The sequence below is a fragment of the Kitasatospora sp. NPDC056273 genome (genome assembly GCF_042268845.1).
Taxonomy (GTDB): Bacteria; Actinomycetota; Actinomycetes; order Streptomycetales; family Streptomycetaceae; genus Kitasatospora.
Window position 1 is genome coordinate 1 of sequence record NZ_JBHJSJ010000074.1, and the last position, 17,720, is coordinate 17,720.

15 protein-coding genes are annotated in these 17,720 nt (G+C 72.6%); 3 read left to right on the forward strand and 12 right to left on the reverse strand.

The window, feature by feature from the left end; translation table 11 throughout:
- Nucleotides 1-41 precede the first annotated feature (41 nt).
- The gene (locus ACFCY1_RS37455; RefSeq protein ID WP_375877437.1) at nt 42-1,439 is read right to left on the reverse strand and encodes a hypothetical protein; all 1,398 of its coding nucleotides are present in this window, start codon (nt 1,437-1,439) and stop codon (nt 42-44) included.
- Between the two features lie 335 nt (nt 1,440-1,774).
- Here ACFCY1_RS37455 and ACFCY1_RS37460 point away from each other — a divergent pair, with 335 nt between their 5' ends.
- A complete protein-coding gene (locus ACFCY1_RS37460) occupies nt 1,775-1,960 on the forward strand; it encodes a PspC domain-containing protein (protein ID WP_049649198.1) in 186 nt (61 codons plus the stop codon).
- A 129-nt stretch (nt 1,961-2,089) separates the two neighbouring features.
- Here the strand turns inward: ACFCY1_RS37460 and ACFCY1_RS37465 are convergent, their stop codons facing one another.
- The 3 genes from ACFCY1_RS37465 to ACFCY1_RS37475 form a co-directional block, all read right to left on the reverse strand.
- Nucleotides 2,090-2,476, reverse strand: a complete 387-nt coding sequence (locus tag ACFCY1_RS37465; RefSeq protein ID WP_049649197.1) for a hypothetical protein — start codon at nt 2,474-2,476, stop codon at nt 2,090-2,092.
- A gap of 230 nt (nt 2,477-2,706) precedes the next feature.
- On the reverse strand, nt 2,707-3,864 hold the full coding sequence (locus tag ACFCY1_RS37470) for an adenosine deaminase (protein ID WP_049649196.1): 1,158 nt from the start codon (nt 3,862-3,864) through the stop codon (nt 2,707-2,709).
- A gap of 199 nt (nt 3,865-4,063) precedes the next feature.
- Nucleotides 4,064-5,032: a LysR family transcriptional regulator gene (locus ACFCY1_RS37475; protein WP_082345153.1), complete on the reverse strand. Its 969-nt coding sequence runs from the start codon at nt 5,030-5,032 to the stop codon at nt 4,064-4,066.
- A gap of 92 nt (nt 5,033-5,124) precedes the next feature.
- On the opposite strand from ACFCY1_RS37475, the gene ACFCY1_RS37480 reads away from it, so the two are divergent.
- On the forward strand, nt 5,125-6,405 hold the full coding sequence (locus ACFCY1_RS37480; RefSeq protein WP_049649195.1) for an MFS transporter: 1,281 nt from the start codon (nt 5,125-5,127) through the stop codon (nt 6,403-6,405).
- 26 nt (nt 6,406-6,431) lie between these two features.
- Entirely contained in the window at nt 6,432-6,986 is a 555-nt protein-coding gene (locus ACFCY1_RS37485; RefSeq protein ID WP_063780018.1) for a Uma2 family endonuclease, read from the forward strand.
- A gap of 177 nt (nt 6,987-7,163) precedes the next feature.
- On the opposite strand, the gene ACFCY1_RS37490 is transcribed toward ACFCY1_RS37485, so the two are convergent.
- The 8 genes from ACFCY1_RS37490 to ACFCY1_RS37525 all read right to left on the reverse strand — a co-directional run bounded on the left by ACFCY1_RS37490 (nt 7,164) and on the right by ACFCY1_RS37525 (nt 17,669).
- On the reverse strand, nt 7,164-8,441 hold the full coding sequence (locus ACFCY1_RS37490) for a thymidine phosphorylase (RefSeq protein WP_049649193.1): 1,278 nt from the start codon (nt 8,439-8,441) through the stop codon (nt 7,164-7,166).
- Nucleotides 8,442-8,537: 96 nt separating this feature from the next.
- Nucleotides 8,538-8,948: a cytidine deaminase gene (locus ACFCY1_RS37495; RefSeq protein ID WP_049649192.1), complete on the reverse strand. Its 411-nt coding sequence runs from the start codon at nt 8,946-8,948 to the stop codon at nt 8,538-8,540.
- Complete coding sequence (locus ACFCY1_RS37500; RefSeq protein ID WP_049649191.1) at nt 8,945-10,237, reverse strand: ABC transporter permease; 1,293 nt, start codon at nt 10,235-10,237, stop codon at nt 8,945-8,947. Before ACFCY1_RS37500 ends, ACFCY1_RS37495 begins: the two co-directional genes overlap by 4 nt.
- On the reverse strand, nt 10,234-11,391 hold the full coding sequence (locus tag ACFCY1_RS37505; protein ID WP_375877438.1) for an ABC transporter permease: 1,158 nt from the start codon (nt 11,389-11,391) through the stop codon (nt 10,234-10,236). Before ACFCY1_RS37505 ends, ACFCY1_RS37500 begins: the two co-directional genes overlap by 4 nt.
- A gap of 3 nt (nt 11,392-11,394) precedes the next feature.
- Nucleotides 11,395-12,921: an ABC transporter ATP-binding protein gene (locus ACFCY1_RS37510; RefSeq protein ID WP_375877444.1), complete on the reverse strand. Its 1,527-nt coding sequence runs from the start codon at nt 12,919-12,921 to the stop codon at nt 11,395-11,397.
- A 350-nt stretch (nt 12,922-13,271) separates the two neighbouring features.
- A complete protein-coding gene (locus ACFCY1_RS37515) occupies nt 13,272-14,336 on the reverse strand; it encodes a BMP family protein (protein WP_074003916.1) in 1,065 nt (354 codons plus the stop codon).
- Between the two features lie 276 nt (nt 14,337-14,612).
- A complete protein-coding gene (locus ACFCY1_RS37520) occupies nt 14,613-15,866 on the reverse strand; it encodes an amidohydrolase (RefSeq protein ID WP_082345152.1) in 1,254 nt (417 codons plus the stop codon).
- 213 nt (nt 15,867-16,079) lie between these two features.
- Nucleotides 16,080-17,669: a methylmalonyl-CoA mutase gene (locus ACFCY1_RS37525; RefSeq protein ID WP_375877439.1), complete on the reverse strand. Its 1,590-nt coding sequence runs from the start codon at nt 17,667-17,669 to the stop codon at nt 16,080-16,082.
- Between the last annotated feature and the right edge of the window lie 51 nt (nt 17,670-17,720).

Consider the following 17,720-nt stretch of genomic DNA (forward strand, 5'->3'; position numbering starts at 1 on the left):
GCTGCGCAGCGGTGACGGGCGGGCCTTCCGGCGTGTCCGGCTCAGTTCCCGGTGCCGCCCCGCACGCGGTTGCGGCGCCACGCCACCACCAGGGTGCCGAGGCCGAGGGCGATCGCGGTCGCCCCGGTGATCGCCATCGGCTCCGTGGCCCTGCCGCCGCCGGTGGAGGCCAGCCCGCCGTCCCCGGCCGGGGCGGCGGTGACCATCGGCGAGCCGGCCCCCGCCGGGCTCGGCGACGTGCCGGTGGCCCGCACGACCGGGAGGACCGGGGCGGCGGCCCGCTCCGGCACGTCCGGGTCCGGGGCGGAGTCCACGAAGGTCGGAGCGGGTGCGGCGGTGGCGCCCGTCGCGGCCACGGTGATGAAGTCGGCCGCCGGGCCGATCGCCTCGGCCGCGCTCTCGCCCCGCTCCGGCAGGGTGCGCGACACGGCCGTCAGGGACTCGAACAGGATCGGCGCGTCCTTGGTGAAGGCCAGCCGGAGGTCGACGGTGCGGCTCTCGCCCTTCGCCAGCGTGATGACGTCGGCGTCCCCGTCCCCGGTCCGCAGCGCGAAGTCGAGCCGGTTCGGGTGCTCCGGGCCGCGGCCCGGGGTGGCGCCCCGCCACTGCCCGTCGGCGCCACGGAACTCCAACTCGACCGTGTCCGAAGGAAGTTCGGCCGCCCCTTGGAACACGACCGCGGGCACGGCCCGCAGCTCCCGGCCGCTCCGGTTGGTGAGGACCAGCGTGAACGGCTTCGCCTCGCCGCCCACCGTGAACACGACGGGCACGCCGCGGAGCCCGACCTCCGCGGTGGCCGCCGGGGCGGGCGGCGCCGTGGCCGGTGCGGTGGCCGGCGCGGTGGTCGGCGCCCCCGCCGGAACGATGACCAGCTCCGGGCGGCCGCTGCTCGCGTCGGTGGTGCGCTGCTCCGGCGGCAGGGCCGGGTCCGAGACCACGGAGTCGAAGCCCGGTGCCACCCGGCCGACCGGGGCGTCGGCGGTGACGGTGAACCGCAGCCGGTAGACGGCCTCGGCGCCGGCCGGCAGCGACAGCACGGCGGGCTGGTCGAGCGCCCAGACGGCACCCGTGCCCGCGGGGTTCGCCCTGGCGTCCTGCCACCGGGTGCCGCCGGGCGCCCGGTACTCCAGCCGGAAGTGGCCCTGCCCCGCGCCGGCGCCGGCGTCCGCGACGACGAAGGCCGAGGACGGCACGTCCAGCCGGTGGTCGGCGGTGTTCCGGAGCGTCGCGGTGAACTCCACCGGCGCGCCCCCCGCCGTGACGGTGCCGGGAAGGCCGCCGAAGGCGATCGTGACCGGCGAGGGGCGGGTCCGGGCGCCCGGGGACAGCGCGACGGCCTCCGGCGCGGCGAAGACGGCCGCGACCCCGACGGCGGCCAGGCCGGAGGCCAGGGTGACGGCGGTGGTCGCGGTCAGGAATCTGCGCTGCCGAATGTGCAATCCAACCTCACGGGAGAATGCGGGAGAGAACCCATCAGGACGTGAAATCGCTTGCACGGGAGATCGTTTCGCAACAGTGTCGGGCTTTCGTCCGCCCCCCGGCCGACCGCGATCGGCAGCATCCTACCGAGCCCCGTCCGGCGGTCCGGACCGAGGACCGCGCTCGGTTCCCCGGGACCACCCCGAGGGAACCCCGACATCCGGCTACGACTCCCCGGTGACCCTTCGGGGCCGGGAATCACCTGCCGGGCTGAGGCCCGGGGGCCGACGGCGGCGGAGGATGGAACCAGCCCGCCGGACCTGCCGGACCGGGCCGCCACCACAGGGAGAGAATCATGAGTGCGCGCCTCGCCCGTCCTCGCCGCAACCGCGTCCTCGCCGGTGTCTGCGCCGGGATCGCCGAACGCTTCGGCCTGACCCCGTGGACCGTCCGCGTGATCTTCCTGCTCTCCTGCCTGCTGCCCGGCCCCCAGTTCCTGCTCTACCTGGCCCTCTGGGTGCTGCTCCCCCAGGAGCCGTAAGCCCGGCGGCCCGGGGACCCGCCCTCGACCAAGCGGCCCGGGGGCGACCGGGCCTCACCGCACGGCGACGGGCCGCCCGCCCCGGGGTCTCCGGGGTGGGCGGCCCGTCGCCGTGCCGTGGGCCGTGGCTCAGCCGGTCAGGCCGGGGATGGCCGGGAGGGTGCTGGTCAGCCCGCCGATCGGGGTCTTGTCCAGACCGGGGATGGTCGGGAGCGCGGCGCGCTGCTGGGCGGCGCGCTGCTCGGTGACGCCGGCCAGCGGGGTGTCCCCGGCGGGGACGGCCTTGCCGACGCTCGGGGCGAGGGTGCCCAGCGTCTCGGTCACCTTGCCGGCGGCGGGCAGCTTGGCGGCGGTGTCGGTGACCGCACCGGTCACCGCCGGGTTCGTCAACGCGCCGGTGGGCAGCCCGAGGCCGCCGGCCGCCTGGCCGTCGGCCGCGGAGGCGGCACCGGCGCCGACCGCCACGATGGCGATGCCGAGCGCCGCGGTACCGGCGGCCTTGAGAGCCTGCTTCATGGTTGGTCCCCTTTGGGTCCTCGTCGGTCGCCGACTTCGCGCACGGGACCGGCGGACGGGCGACCGCCGCCGCGACGTTTCGGCATGACTGGCACACCGTAGTGAGCAGGTCACGCGGGAGCCAAAGGGCGTTCACTCACCCGAGTGAGTAGTCGGATGAACACCAACCCCCTTGCAGGAGCCTGGAGTTCATCCGACCGGCGCGCGCCGGGGCGCCGCGCCCCGGAGGCTCAGTTGCCGCCGGTGCCCGCGCTGAACAGCCACTCCGCCTTCAGCTCGGCGTAGCCCGGCTTGATCACGTCGCTGATCATCGCCAGCCGCTCGTCGAAGGGCAGGAACGCGGACTTCATCGCGTTCACCGTGAACCACTCCAGGTCGCCCAGGGTGTAGCCGAAGGCGTCCACCACGTGGCCGAACTCCCGGCTCATGCTGGTGCCGCTCATCAGCCGGTTGTCGGTGTTCACGGTGACCCGGAACTTCAGCCGGCTGAGCAGCCCGATCGGGTGCTCGGCGTACGAGGCGGCGGCGCCGGTCTGGATGTTGGAGGTCGGGCACATCTCCAGCGGGATGCGCTTGTCGCGCACGTACGCGGCCAGCCGGCCGAGCTCGACCGTGCCGTCCTCGCCCACCGTGATGTCGTCGACGATCCGCACGCCGTGGCCGAGCCGGTCGGCGCCGCAGCACTGCAGGGCCTCCCAGATCGACGGCAGGCCGAAGGCCTCGCCCGCGTGGATGGTGAAGTGGTTGTTCTCGCCCTTGAGGTAGTCGAAGGCGGCCTGGTGGCGGGTGGGCGGGTAGCCGGCCTCGGCACCGGCGATGTCGAAGCCGACGACGCCCGAGTCCCGGTGGCGGTTGGCCAGTTCGGCGATCTCCTGCGAGCGGGCGGCGTGCCGCATCGCGGTGATCAGGGTGCCGACGCGGATCCGGTGGCCGGCCGCGCGGGCGTTGGCCTCGCCGAGGCGGAAGCCCTCCTGGACGGCCTCGACGACCTCGTCCAGGCTCAGTCCGGCCTCCAGGTGCTGCTCGGGGGCGTAGCGGACCTCGGCGTACACGACGCCGTCGGCGGCCAGGTCCTCGGCGCAGTCCGCGGCGACCTTGATCAGCGCCTCACGGGTCTGCATCACGGCGCAGGTGTGCGCGAAGGTCTCCAGGTAGCGGACCAGCGAGCCGGAGTCGGCGGCCTCGCGGAACCACTCGCCGAGCTCCTTGGGGTCGGTGGTGGGCAGGCCCTGGTAGCCGCAGGCGGCGGCCAGCTCGACCACGGTCTCCGGGCGCAGCCCGCCGTCCAGGTGGTCGTGCAGGAGGACCTTCGGCGCGCGGCGGATCTGGTCGGGGGTGGGGATGCGCGGGCCGGTGCCCGCGGTGGTGACGGGGATCTGCTGTTCCATTGCGGAAATATAGCCCCTACGCGCGTAGACCGACCACCGCGAACACCGCCGGATGGTCCAAACTCCACCCGGAATTCCACCGACCGGTCCATACGATCCACCAAAGCGTCAACCCGCCGCCGCGGCGGGCCCGGTCGCGCCGCACGACGGCGCCGGCCCTACCGCACCACGACGTCAGTCGCGCCGCACGACGGCATTCTCAGTCGTGCTGCAGCAGCCGCCCGCGCCGGGACAGCACGAAGTCCCGGAACGCCCGCGCCGGCGGGGCCAACGGCCGCCCCGCCGCCCAGGCCAACCCGATCGCCCGCCGGGTCCGCGGCGCCGTCACCTCCAGCTCCACCACCCCCGGCCGCGGCACCAGGGCCGGCGGCAGCAGCGCCACCCCCAGCCCGGCCGCCACCAGCCCGCGCAGCGTCTCCGCCTCCTCCCCCTCGAACGCCAGCCGGGGGACGAACCCGGCCTCCGCGCAGAAGCCGTCCGTGATCGCGCGCAGCCCGTACCCCTGCTCCAGCCCGACGAACGGCTCCTCGGCCACCTCCGCCAGCCGGATCCGCCGCCGCCCGGCCAGCCGGTGGTCCGCCGGGACGACCAGGTGCAGCCGCTGCTCGTCCAGCGGCCGGGCGGCGAACGCCGGGTCCTCCGGCAGCGGCGCGACCAGGCAGAGGTCCAACTCCCCGGCCCGCAGCCGCTCCAGCATCGCCGCGCCGTAGTCCTGCACCAGCTGGAACCGCACCCGCGGGTGCTCCGCGCGGAAGCCGCGCAGCAGCGCCGGCACCGCGTCCGGGCCCATCGTATGCAGGAAGCCGAAGGCCACCAGGCCCACCGCCGGGTCCGCCTCCGCCCGGGCCGCCTCCGCACCCCGCTCCAGCTCGGCCAGCGCCCGCTCCACCGAGGCCAGCAGCAGCCGGCCCGCCCTGGTCAGCCGGACCGTACGGCCCTGGCGGGCCAGCAGGTCCACCCCCAGCTCCTCCTCCAGCCCGGCCACCGCGCGCGACAGCGTCGGCTGCGGCACCCCGAGCAGCGCGGCCGCCTGGGTCACGTGCTCCAGCCGGGCCACCGCCGCGAACCGGGCCAGCCGGGGCGCCAGCAGCACGGCCGGCTCCTCCGGCCCCAACTCGGCCACCCGGTACCGCTGTTCCCCGCCGTCCACCGATTCCGGACCGGACATCCCCGCACCACCTCGACTCATACGCCAGTGCATCAATCATCCATGCTTCATGCATTGGACGCATCAACGCCGACAGGCCTACGGTCGACGACATGCAGCCCGCCGATACCGGGGCATCCGTGACCACCCCGGATGCCCCCGCCACCGCCACCCTCACCGCCGACGACCGCCACCGCCCCGGCCAGCGCGCCTTCCGCCGCGCCAACCTCGCCCTGTTCGCCGCCGGGGTCGCGACCTTCGTCCTGCTCTACTCCACCCAGGGCCTGCTGCCGATCCTCTCGGCCGACCTCGACCTCACCCCCGGCCAGGCCAGCTGGACGGCCTCCGCCGCCACCCTCGGCCTCGCCCTCGGGCTGCTCCCGGCCAGCGCGCTCTCCGACCGGTACGGCCGCACCGCGGTGATGACGGCCTCCACCCTCGCCGCCTCCGCGTTCGCCCTCGCCCTGCCCTTCGCGCCGGACCTCACCACCCTCGTCGTCCTGCGCGTCCTCCAGGGCGCCGTCCTCGCCGGGCTCCCCGCCACCGCCATGGCCTACCTCGCCGAGGAGGTCCACCCCAGCGCCCTGCCCTCCGCGATGGGCCTGTACGTGGCCGGCAACAGCATCGGCGGCATGGGCGGCCGACTGCTCTCCGGCTGGACCGCCGCCGGACTCGGCTGGCGCTGGGGCCTCGCCGCCTCCGCCGTCCTCGCCCTGCTCGCCACCCTCGCCTTCCGGCTGCTGATCCCCGCCGCCCGGCACTTCACCCCGGCCCCGGTGGACGCCCGCGCGCTCACCCGCACCGTCGGACGGCACCTGCGCAACCCGCTGCTGCTACGGCTGTACCTGCTCGGCATGCTGTTCATGGCGGTGTTCGGCGCGGTCTACAACACCGTCGGCTACCGGCTGATCGCCGCACCCTTCCACCTGCCGGAGTCGATCGCCGCCTCGATCTTCGTGGTCTACCTGGTCGGCACCGGCACCTCCGCCGCGGCCGGCCGGCTCGCCGGCCGCCTCGGCCGGCGCGGCGCCCTCTACGTCTCCATCGGCGTGACCGCGGCCGGCCTGCTGCTCTCCCTCGCCGAATCCCTCACCTGCGCCCTGCTCGGCCTGGTCCTGATCACCGCCGGCTTCTTCGCCGGCCACGCCACCGCCTCCTCCTCCGTCGGCCGCACCGCCACCGAGGGCCGCGCCCAGGCCTCCGCCCTCTACCTGATCGCCTACTACCTCGGCAACAGCCTCGGCGGCACCCTCGGCGCCGACGCCTACCACGCCACCGGCTGGCCCGGCGCCGCCACCGTCGGCCTCACCGCCATGGCCCTCGCCGCCGCCGTCACCCTCTACGCCACCCGCCAGGCCCACACCACCGCCCGGCGAACGGTCGCGGACGCTTGACGGCGGCCGCCGATACACTCCGGAATATGAGCATCGATCCTGCTGTGTACGCCCGGTTGCTCGAGATCGCGGATCAGCTGCCGAAGGTGCCGGGGATAGGGAAGATCGAGATCGCCGACGGCCAGATCGTCATGATGATGTCGCCCGTGAAGCGCCACGAGCTCGCCGTGCTGCGCCTCTCCCGGCAGCTCAACGCCCAGTTGCCGACGACCCACCCGGGTCACATCGCCTACCACGGCGCGGACCTCCAGGACGCGGGGCTCGGCCGACTGCGCAACCCGGACCTGATGGTGTTCCCCGAGGCGACCCTGGAGGGCGAGCAGCGGGCGGTCCTCCCGCACGAGGTTCTGCTCGTCGTGGAGATCGTCTCCAAGTCCAACCCGGAGAACGACTACCACGACAAGGTGCGCGACTACTCGGCCATGGGGATCCCGTTCTACCTGCTCGTCGATCCCCGCACGGGCACGGGCGTCGTGCACTCGGAACCCGGCTACGAGTCCCGGGAGAAGTTCGCCTTCGGCGACACGATCGCCGTCGGCCCCTGGACGCTCGACACCGGCAGTCTGCTCACGTACGCCTGACGCACAGGAGCCCGCACCCGGGTGGCGGGTGCGGGCTCCTCGTCACCCGGCTCGCAGACCTTCCGGGCCCACAGCGCCCGGGTGACCTCGGCAGTCCCCCGCATACGCCTCTTGAAGCGGTCGACTCCCGTGTGCGGCAGCGTAGAGCACGCTGCCGCACACGCGGTGGCCGTATGACTACGCGATGCGGTCGAGGACGATCGGGTTCGGGGTGAAGGCGGTGCCCGCCGGGGCGACCTCGATGCCGCCGGCCAGGGCCTCGACGGCGTAGTCGAAGCGCTCGGGGGTGTCGGTGTGCAGGGTCAGCAGGGGCTGGCCGGCCACCACGGTGTCGCCGGGCTTGGCGTGCATCTCGATGCCGGCGCCGGCCTGCACCGGGTCCTCCTTGCGGGCGCGGCCGGCGCCCAGGCGCCAGGCGCTGACGCCGATCGCGTAGGCGTCCAGCGTGGTGAGCACGCCGGAGGCGGGCGCCGGGATGACGTGCTGCTCGCGGGCGACCGGGAGCGGGGCGTCGACGTCGCCGCCCTGGGCGGCGATCATGCGGCGCCAGTGGTCCATCGCGGTGCCGTCGCGCAGCGCGTCCGCCGGGTCCTTGCCGTGGACGCCGGCCGCGGCGAGCATCTCGCGGGCGAGCGCGAGGGTGAGCTCGACGACGTCGGCCGGGCCGCCGCCGGCGAGCACCTCGACGGACTCGCGGACCTCCAGCGCGTTGCCCGCGGTGAGGCCGAGCGGGGTGGACATGTCGGTGAGCAGGGCGACGGTGTTGACCCCGGCGGTGGTGCCCAGGCCGACCATGGTGCGGGCGAGTTCGCGGGCGTCGTCCAGGTTCTTCATGAACGCCCCGGAGCCGACCTTGACGTCCAGGACGAGCGCGCCGGTGCCCTCGGCGATCTTCTTCGACATGATCGAGGAGGCGATCAGCGGGATGGCCTCGACGGTGCCGGTGACGTCGCGCAGCGCGTACAGCTTCTTGTCGGCGGGCGCGAGGCCGTCGCCGGCCGCGCAGATCACCGCGCCGACGGAGCCCAGCACGTCCATCATCTCCTCGTTGGAGAGCAGGGCGCGCCAGCCGGGGATGGACTCCAGCTTGTCCAGGGTGCCGCCGGTGTGGCCGAGGCCGCGGCCGGAGAGCTGCGGGACGGCGGCGCCGCAGGCGGCGACCAGCGGGGCGAGCGGCAGGGTGATCTTGTCGCCGACGCCGCCGGTGGAGTGCTTGTCGCTGGTGGGCAGCGGCAGCGAGGAGAAGTCCATCCGGACGCCGGAGCGGATCATGGCGTCGGTCCAGCGGCTGATCTCGTGCGGCTTCATGCCGTTCAGCAGGATCGCCATCGCCAGTGCGGACATCTGCTCGTCGGCGACCTCGCCGCGGGTGTAGGCGTCGATGACCCAGTCGATCTGAGCGTCGCTCAGTTCTCCGCGATCGCGCTTGGTCCTGATGACGGAGATGGCGTCCATGCGTGCTCCAAGAGGGGTTTCAAAAGCGAAGAGTGTCGCGAGATGACCGGGTTCCGGCCCACTCGCGACACTCTACGCGCGTAACAGAAAGGGAGGCTAGAGCCGTTCCGGCCCGAACGCGTCGGGCAGGACCTCGCTCATCGGCTTGATGCCCGAGGCCAGTTCGATCAGCAGCCCCGGCCCGCCGTGCTCGTACAGCAGCTGGCGGCAGCGCCCGCACGGCATCAGCAGTTCGCCGGCGCCGTCCACGCAGGTGAAGGCGACCAGCCGGCCGCCGCCGGAGGAGTGCAGCGCGGACACCAGCCCGCACTCGGCGCACAGCCCCAGCCCGTACGAGGCGTTCTCGACGTTGCAGCCCGTGACCACCCGGCCGTCGTCCACCAGCGCGGCCGCGCCGACCGGGAACCTGCTGTACGGCGCGTACGCGCGGCCCATGGCCTCGCGCGCCGCCGAACGCAGCAGCTCCCAGTCGATCGCGGGCGGCGCCGCGGGCCCGTCGGCGGTCACTTGCCCTGGCCCTTGCGGTAGATCTGGCCGTCCGCCTTCGGCATCCGCAGCCGTTGCGCGGCCAGCGAGAGCACCACCAGGGTGATCAGGTACGGCGTGGCGACGATCAGCGGGCGCTGCACCTCGTCGGTGAACGAGTACCAGGCGATCAGGCCGGCCGCCACCACGAAGGAGGCCACCGTCGCGGTGTACTTGCGGCGGTACAGGTGCCAGAGCGCGAGCAGCACCATCGCGATGCCCACGATCAGGATCATCACGTGCACCGACTCCGGGTCGCGCAGCTGGAGGCTGTCGGTGAAGCCGAACAGGCCGGCGCCCATGGCGAGGCCGCCCGGCATCCAGTTGCCGAAGATCATCGCGGCGAGGCCGATGAAGCCGCGGCCGAGGGTCTGGCCGTCCTTGTAGAAGTGCGCCGCGACCAGCGAGAGGTACGCCCCGCCGAGGCCCGCGAAGGCACCGGAGGCGATGACCGCGAGGTACTTGTACTTGTAGACGTTGACGCCCAGCGACTCGGCGGCGGTCGGGTTCTCGCCGCAGGAGCGCAGCCGCAGGCCGAACACCGTGCGCCAGAGCGCGAAGTAGCTGACCACGATCAGCGCGCCGGCCACCAGCACGACCACCGAGATGTTGGTGACCAGGCCGCCGAGCACGCCCGCGACGTCCGAGACCAGGAACCAGTGGTGGTTCTCGATGCTCTTCAGCCCGGAGGACAGGCCCGGGACGGTGATGTACGGCAGCGGGTCCGCCGGCGGGGACTGGTTCTGGCCGGCACCGGCCGAGACGTAGTCCTTGTAGTAGATCCGGTTGACGTACGCGCAGATGCCGGGGATCAGCAGGTTGATGCCGACGCCGGAGACGATGTGGTCAACGCCGAAGGTGACGGTGACGACCGCGTGCAGCAGGCCGCCGAGCGCCCCGCCCAGCATGCCGGCCAGCAGGCCGACCCACGGGTTGACCAGGTAGCCCGCCCAGGCACCGCAGAAGGTGCCGGCGACCATCATGCCTTCGAGACCGATGTTGACCACGCCGGCCCGCTCGGACCAGAGACCGCCCAGACCGGCCATGCCGATCGGCACGGCCGCGCCGAGCGCGGCGGTGATCTGCCCGGAGGAGGTCAGCGAGTGGTTGCCGGTGGCCATGCCCACGGCGGAGAACAGCACCAGGGCGCCCGCGATCAGCAGCAGGACGACCGGCCAGGACAGCTTGCGCTTCTTCGCGGGTCCGCCCGACGGCTCTCCGAGCGGAAAAACGATCCGCTTCCAGTAATCGACCGTGAAGTTCTGGCTCATGCCGCAACCTCCTTGTTGCTGGTCGCGGCGGCCTGGGCGGCGAGCTGGGCGCCGACCTTCTGCTGCTGGCGCTTCAGGCCGTAGCGGCGCACCAGCTCGTACGCGACGACGACGCAGATGACGATGGTGCCCTTCATGACGTCGACGATCTCGAAGGGGAAGCCGCCCTGGAGCGGCAGCACCGAGCCGGTGACGTCCAGGAAGGCGAACAGCAGCGCCGCGAAGGCGATGCCGATCGGGCTGTTCCGGCCGAGCAGGGCGATCGAGATGCCCAGGAAGCCCAGGCCGGGCTGGAAGCTCTGGCCGAAGTAGTGCGAGTTCTGCAGGAGCTCCGGCAGGCCGATCAGACCGGCGATGGCGCCGGAGACGACCATCGAGATGACCACCATGCGCTTGACGTTCACGCCGGAGGCGGTCGCGGCGGACTCCGAGCGGCCGGTGGCGCGCAGGTCGAAGCCGAAGCGGGTGCGGGTCAGCACGAACTGGAAGACCACGCCGACCAGGGCGGCGACGAAGATGAAGCCCCAGAGCGTCCCGCCGGCCGTCTCCATCGCGAAGAAGTGGCTGGACTGCGAGATCGGCTCGGTCTGGATCGAGTTGGTGGTGCCGCTGGTCTTCGGCGCGAAGATGCCGGGGACGAGCAGCAGACCGATGATCGCGGTCGCGATCGAGTTCAGCATGATGGTCGAGATGACCTCGCTGACGCCGCGGTAGACCTTCAGCAGACCGGCGACGCTCGCGTACAGGCCGCCGACCAGCATGGCGGTGACCAGCAGCAGCGGGATCTGGATGAAGGCCGGCAGGTCCACCTTGGCGCCGACGAAGGCCGCGAACAGCGCCGCGACCTTGTACTGGCCCTCGACGCCGATGTTGAACAGGTTCATCCGGAACCCGAACGCGGCGGCCGCGGCGGCCAGGTAGTAGGTGGTGGACCGGTTGAGGATGCCCACCTGGCCGTCCGACTTGCTGGCGTACGTGAGCATCACGTTCCAGGCGTCGAACGGGTTCTTGCCCGAGGTCGCCAGCAGGACGGAACAGATCGCCACGGAGAGCAGGACCGCGAGCACCGGCGCCGCCAGCGCGAGCACGATCCGCTCACCGCTGAACCGCTGGGCCAGGCCGGGCTTCGCGGCTGCGGGATTGGGACTGGTCATGGGTTACTCCCCCGCCTGCGGGTCGTCGGCGGTGTCGGTGGGCTGGTGCCCGGCCTCGGCCCCGGTGCCCTCGGCCGCGACGGCCTGCGCCTCGGCGACGGCCTCCGGCTCGGACTCCAGGTGGCCGCTGGCGGCACCGGTCATCGCGGTACCGAGGTCCTCGGCGGTGACGGTGGCCGGGTCGGCGTCGGCGACCAGGCGGCCGCGGTAGATGACCCGGATGGTGTCGGACAGGCCGATCAGCTCGTCCAGGTCCGCGGAGATCAGCAGGACGGCCAGGCCGGCCCGCTGGGCGACCCGGATGTGCTCCCAGATCTGCGCCTGCGCGCCGACGTCCACGCCACGGGTGGGGTGGGCGGCGATCAGGAGCTTGGGCTGGTGGCTCATCTCGCGGCCGATGATCAGCTTCTGCTGGTTGCCGCCGGAGAGCGAGGCCGCGGTGACCTCGATGCCGGGGGTGCGGACGTCGTACTCCTCGACGATCCGCCAGGTGTCCGTCCGGGCGGCGGCCGGGTCCAGCAGCAGGCCCTTGGAGTTGGGCGCCTCGGTGACGTGGCCGAGGATGCGGTTCTCCCAGAGCGGGGCCTCCAGCAGCAGGCCGTGCTTGTGGCGGTCCTCGGGGATGTAGCCGATGCCGGCCTCGCGGCGGGCCCGGGTCAGGGTGCCGGAGAGGTCCTTGCCGTCCAGGGTGACGGTGCCGGCGTTCAGCGGCAGCATGCCCATGACGGCCTCGACCAGCTCGGCCTGGCCGTTGCCCTCGACACCGGCGATGCCGAGGATCTCGCCCTTGCGGATGCGCAGCGAGATGTCGTCCAGGACGACGCGCTCGATGCCCTCGGCGTCGGTCTTGGCGATCCGCAGGCCCTCGACGTCGAGCATCACGGTGTCGGTGACGGTCGACTCGCGGCTCTCCGGGGAGGGCAGCTCGGCGCCGACCATCAGCTCGGCGAGCTGGCGGGCGGTGACGGCCTTCGGGTCGGCGTCGCCGACCGTGGTGCCGCGCCGGATGACGCTGATCGCGTCGGCCACCGCGAGCACCTCGTGCAGCTTGTGCGAGATGAAGATGACGGTGACGCCCTCGGACTTGAGGTCCCGCAGGTTGTCGAACAGCGCGTCGACCTCCTGCGGGACGAGCACGGCCGTGGGCTCGTCCAGGATCAGGATCTTGGCGCCGCGGTACAGCACCTTGAGGATCTCGACGCGCTGGCGGTCGGCGACGCCGAGGTCCTCGACCAGGGCGTCCGGGCGCACGCCCAGGCCGTACTGGTCGGAGATCTCCTTGATCTTCGCCTTCGCCTTGGCGCCGATGCCGTGGAGCTTCTCGCCGCCGAGGACGACGTTCTCCCACACCGTGAGGTTGTCGGCGAGCATGAAGTGCTGGTGCACCATGCCGATGCCGCGGGAGATGGCGTCGCCGGGGGTGTGGAACTCGCACAGCTCGCCGTTGATCGCGATGGTGCCCTCGTCCGGCTTCTGCATGCCGTAGAGGATCTTCATCAGCGTCGACTTGCCGGCGCCGTTCTCACCCATCAGGGCGTGCACGGTGCCGGTGCGGACGGTGAGGTTGATGTCGTGGTTGGCCACGACACCCGGGAAGCGCTTGGTGATGCCGCGCAGCTCGACGGCCGGTGTCGCCGTCCCCGCGCTGGGGGTGCCGTCCTCGCGCGGGGGGACGGGGTCGGATGCGGTGATGGCGATCTCCTGGTGGTCTGGAGGCGCGTCGTTGCGCTGGGAGGGCCAAGGGGGAACATGGGGAGACGGAACAGGGCCCGGGGGTACGCGTTGAGCGCACCCTGCCGGGCCCCTCCCGTGAACTGTGTCGTGTTGCGTCGCGCTGCCGGGCAGGCGGCAGGCGCTGCGGCGTCCGGGACGCGCGGGCCTTACTGGCCGGCCGGCGCGGTCGGGATCGTGGTGGCGCCGGACTTGATCGCGTCGGCGGCGGCCTTCAGCTTGTCCTGGATGTCGTCGATCTTGCCGCCGGTGGTGGCGAGCGAGACGCCGTCGGCCTTCAGGTCGAACAGCTTGATGCCGGTCGGGGTCTGGCCCTGCTTGACCGACTGGACGTACGAGAACACCGCGGTGTCGACGTTCTTGACCATCGAGGTCAGGATGCTGTTCTTGTACTTCGCCAGGGCCGGCTGGCTGGCCTGGTCGGAGTCGACACCGATGGCCCAGGCGCCCTGCTTGTTGGCGACGGCCTCGATGGCGCCGTTGCCGGAGGAGCCGGCGGCGGTGTAGATGACGTCCGCGCCCTTGTCGAGCTGGCCCTGGGCGGACTCCTTGCCCTTGTCGGGCGAGGCGAAGCCGGTGAAGTCCGGCGGGGTGCTCAGGTAGGTGGTCTCGACCGTGATGTTCGGGTCGACGGACTTCACACCCGCCTTGTAGCCGGCCTCGAACTTCTTGATCAGCTCGGACTGCACACCGCCGATGAAGCCGACGTGCTTGGCCTTCGACTTGTTCGCGGCGGCGACACCGGCCAGGTACGAACCCTCCTGCTCGGCGAAGAGCAGCGAGGTGACGTTGGCCGGCTGGTCCTTGTCGTTCGAGTCGATGATCGCGAACTTCACGTTCGGGTTGTCCTTGGCGACCTTGTTGACGGCCGGCTGGTAGACGAAGCCGACCGCGACGATCGTCTTGTAGCCCGCGTCGATCAGGTTCTTGAGACGGGTCTCCTTGTCGGCCTCGGCCTCGCCCTGCTTGGCCTCGGCCTCGGTCACGGAGACGCCCAGCTCGGACTTGGCCTTGTCGAGGCCACGGGCGGCGGAGTCGTTGAACGACTGGTCGCCGCGGCCGCCGATGTCGTAGGCCATGCCGACCTTGAGCGAACCGTCGCCCGAGCCGGCGGAGGAGGAGTTGTCGGTGCTCTTTGCGCCGCAAGCGGCGAGCGAGGCCATGCCCAGGGAACCCGAGAGCACAACCGCGGCGAGCTTCATTGAACGGCGCAAGGGGATATCTCCTTCTACACGCAACCGTTTGGCGTGGTCGGTCGCCACCGTAACGCGCGTAGAACACGGTTGTGTTACGGGGTGCCAGAGCGTTCGGGTTGTTATCAAACCGTGGTCTGATGTTCTTCCTGAGGCTCTATCCCATGCGCGGACGGTGATCCGAGGTCGGTGCGGCCCAGTTTACGGAACCGTTCCGGACCCCCCGGATCCGACCGTTCCGCTTCACCCGCGCCGCCCCCGGAGCCGTCACCCCGCTCCGCCGCGCCCGGCCCGCCGTCAGCTGCCGTCCGCCTCCAGGGCCAGCGCCGAGAACAGCTCCACCCCGATGCCGATCGCCCGCTCGTCCACGTCGAACCGGCCCTGGTGGAGGTCCCGGACGGTGGCGTCGCCGGGCGCCCGGACACCGAGCCGGGCCAGCGCGCCCGGGGCGTGCTCCAGGTACCAGGAGAAGTCCTCGCCGCCCAGGCTCTGCTCGGTTCCCTCGACCACCTGGGCCCCGTCCGCGCCGAAGCGGGCGTTCATCGCCTCGTCCAACCGCGCGACCGAGACCGCCTCGTTGACCACCGGCGGCACCCCGCGGTGGTAGTCCAGCGTCCACTTGGCCCGGTAGGTCTCGGACACCTTGGCGATCAGCTCGTGCAGCAGGTCCGGCGCCTCGCGCCAGCCGTCCAGCTCCAGGCAGCGGACGGTGCCCTCCAGTTCGGCGTGCTGCGGGATGACGTTGGGCGCGGAGCCGGAGGCGATCCGCCCCCAGACCAGGCTGACGCCCCAGCGCGGGTCCATCCGGCGGGCCAGCGCGCCCGGGAGGTCGGCGGCCATCCTGGCGACCGCGGTGACCAGATCGGTGGTCAGGTGCGGACGGGCGGTGTGCCCGCCGGGGCCGTCCAGGTGGAGCACCAGGCGGTCGCAGGCCGAGGTGATCGCCCCGACCCGCAGGGCGATCCGGCCGACCTCCACCTTGGGGTCGCAGTGCACCGCGAAGATCCGCCCGACGCCCGCCATCCCGCCGGCCTTGATCACGTCCAGCGCGCCGCCCGGCATGACCTCCTCGGCGGGCTGGAACACCAGCCGGACGGGCCGGCGCAGCTCGCCGGCGCGGACGGCCTCCGCCAGCACCAGGCCGGTGCCGAGCACCACCGAGGTGTGCACGTCGTGGCCGCAGGCGTGGGCCCGGCCGGGGACGGTGGAGCGGTACGGCACATCGGTCTTGGCGTCGTCGATCGGCAGCGCGTCGATGTCGGCGCGGAAGGCCAGGAACTCCGTCCCCGGCGTGGTGCCGGGCGGGACGATGTCGACGAGCATGCCGGTGCCGCCGGGCAGCACCCGGGGTTCGAGGCCGGCGGCCACCAGACGGTCGCGCAGCAGCCCGGTGGTTCGGAACTCCTGGCGGCCCAGCTCCGGGTGCCGGTGCAGATCACGACGGAAGGCGATCAGCTCGGGCTCCAGCGCCCGGACCCGGTCGCGCAGATCGGCGGCGGGGCGTACGGCGGCCAGAGTGGCGCCCGACTGAGCGGGCTCAGGACGGTTCATCTCGCCAATCGTAGGCCTGTTGGGGGGATTTGGCCCGACTTCCGGAAAACTAGTCCCCGGATGGGCGCATACCGGCCGGACACGTGGGTATGACATCTTGTTTCAGCCGCCTTCCCCGGGTTGCGTGCCCTGTGCAACGATCCCCCGGGCCGGCGGTCACGGCCGCCAACCCCCCTGACGGCACCGGCGGGTTGACGGCCGTTCAGCTGGTGGTCAGAAGCGCTCCACCGGGGCGTACGTCCCCCACACCCCGCGCAGCGCGTCGCACACCTCGCCGACGGTGGCCCGGGCGGCCAGCGCCTCCTTCATCGGGTACAGCACGTTCCCCGTCCCCTCGGCGGTGCGGCGCAGCCCGTCCAGCGCCCGGGTGACGGCGCCGGCCGAGCGCTCGGCCCGCAGCCGGGCCAGCCGCCGCGCCTGCCGCTCCTCGATCGCCGGGTCCACCCGCAGCGGCTGGTACGGCTCCTCCGTGTCCGACCGGAAGCGGTTGACCCCGACCACGGTCCGCTCCCCGGAGTCGGTCTCCTGCTGGAGCCGGTAGGCGGTGCGCTCGATCTCGCCCTTCTGGTAGCCGCGTTCGATCGCGGCCACCGCGCCGCCCTGCTCCTCGATCCGGTCCATCAGCGCCCGCGCGGCGGCCTCCACCCCGTCGGTGAGCGACTCGACGGCGTAGGAGCCGGCGAACGGGTCGACGGTGGCCGTCACGTCGGTCTCGTACGCGAGCACCTGCTGGGTGCGCAGGGCGAGCCGGGCGGCCTTCTCGGTGGGCAGCGCGATCGCCTCGTCGAAGCCGTTGGTGTGCAGCGACTGGGTGCCGCCGAGCACCGCGGCGAGCGCCTGGACGGTGACCCTGGCCAGGTTGACCTCGGGCTGCTGGGCGGTGAGCTGCACCCCCGCGGTCTGGGTGTGGAAGCGCAGCATCTGCGAGCGCGGGTCCCGGGCGCCGAATCCGTCCCGCATGATTCTGGCCCAAATCCTGCGTGCGGCGCGGAACTTGGCCACTTCCTCCAACAGGGTCGTGCGGGCCACGAAGAAGAACGAGAGCCGGGGGGCGAAGTCGTCCACGGCCATCCCGGCGGCGAGTGCGGTACGGACGTAGGCGATGCCGTTGGCCAGGGTGAAGGCGACCTCCTGCGCGGGATCGGCCCCGGCCTCGGCCATGTGGTAGCCGGAGATCGAGATGGTGTTCCAGCGCGGGACCTCGGCCCGGCAGTAGCGGAACACGTCGGCGGCCAGCCGCAGCGAGGGCTCCGGCGGGAAGATGTAGGTGCCGCGGGCGATGTACTCCTTCAACACGTCGTTCTGGACCGTCCCGGTGAGCGCCGACGGCGCCACCCCCTGGGCCTCGCCGACCAGTTGGTAGAGGAGCAGGAGCAGCGCGGCGGGCGCGTTGACGGTCATCGAGGTGGACACCCCGCCGAGCGGGATGCCGTCGAACAGCACCGCCATGTCCTCGACGCTGTCCACGGCGACGCCCACCCGGCCGACCTCCCCGGCGGCGAGCGGCGCGTCCGAGTCGTAGCCCATCTGGGTGGGCAGGTCGAAGGCGACCGAGAGGCCGGTGCCGCCGCCCGCGATCAGCTGCCGGTAGCGGGCGTTGGACTCGGCGGCGGTGCCGAAGCCCGCGTACTGGCGCATCGTCCACGGGCGGCCGGTGTACATCGTCGGGTAGACGCCCCGGGTGTAGGGGTACTCCCCCGGCCGGCCCAGCCGGGCGTCGGCGTCCCAGCCGGCCGGCGACCCGGGGCCGTACACCGGCTCGATCTCGAAGCCGGACTCGGCGCGGCGCGGCTCGGCTGCCATGGGGCCCTCCGGGGCTGGGGGAACGGGGTCCTCGCACTATCGGGCTCCCCG

What these genes read in the sequence shown, in the direction of transcription:
- ACFCY1_RS37460 (WP_049649198.1), top strand. Translation starts at nt 1,775, where the DNA reads ATGAGTGCGCGCCTCGCCCGTCCTCGCCGCAACCGCGTCCTCGCCGGT.
- ACFCY1_RS37465 (WP_049649197.1), bottom strand. Translation starts at nt 2,476, where the DNA reads ATGAAGCAGGCTCTCAAGGCCGCCGGTACCGCGGCGCTCGGCATCGCC.
- ACFCY1_RS37470 (WP_049649196.1), bottom strand. Translation starts at nt 3,864, where the DNA reads ATGGAACAGCAGATCCCCGTCACCACCGCGGGCACCGGCCCGCGCATC.
- ACFCY1_RS37475 (WP_082345153.1), bottom strand. Translation starts at nt 5,032, where the DNA reads ATGTCCGGTCCGGAATCGGTGGACGGCGGGGAACAGCGGTACCGGGTG.
- ACFCY1_RS37480 (WP_049649195.1), top strand. Translation starts at nt 5,125, where the DNA reads ATGCAGCCCGCCGATACCGGGGCATCCGTGACCACCCCGGATGCCCCC.
- ACFCY1_RS37485 (WP_063780018.1), top strand. Translation starts at nt 6,432, where the DNA reads ATGAGCATCGATCCTGCTGTGTACGCCCGGTTGCTCGAGATCGCGGAT.
- ACFCY1_RS37490 (WP_049649193.1), bottom strand. Translation starts at nt 8,441, where the DNA reads ATGGACGCCATCTCCGTCATCAGGACCAAGCGCGATCGCGGAGAACTG.
- ACFCY1_RS37500 (WP_049649191.1), bottom strand. Translation starts at nt 10,237, where the DNA reads ATGAGCCAGAACTTCACGGTCGATTACTGGAAGCGGATCGTTTTTCCG.
- ACFCY1_RS37505 (WP_375877438.1), bottom strand. Translation starts at nt 11,391, where the DNA reads ATGACCAGTCCCAATCCCGCAGCCGCGAAGCCCGGCCTGGCCCAGCGG.
- ACFCY1_RS37510 (WP_375877444.1), bottom strand. Translation starts at nt 12,921, where the DNA reads ATGGGTGAGAACGGCGCCGGCAAGTCGACGCTGATGAAGATCCTCTAC.
- ACFCY1_RS37520 (WP_082345152.1), bottom strand. Translation starts at nt 15,866, where the DNA reads ATGAACCGTCCTGAGCCCGCTCAGTCGGGCGCCACTCTGGCCGCCGTA.
- ACFCY1_RS37525 (WP_375877439.1), bottom strand. Translation starts at nt 17,669, where the DNA reads ATGGCAGCCGAGCCGCGCCGCGCCGAGTCCGGCTTCGAGATCGAGCCG.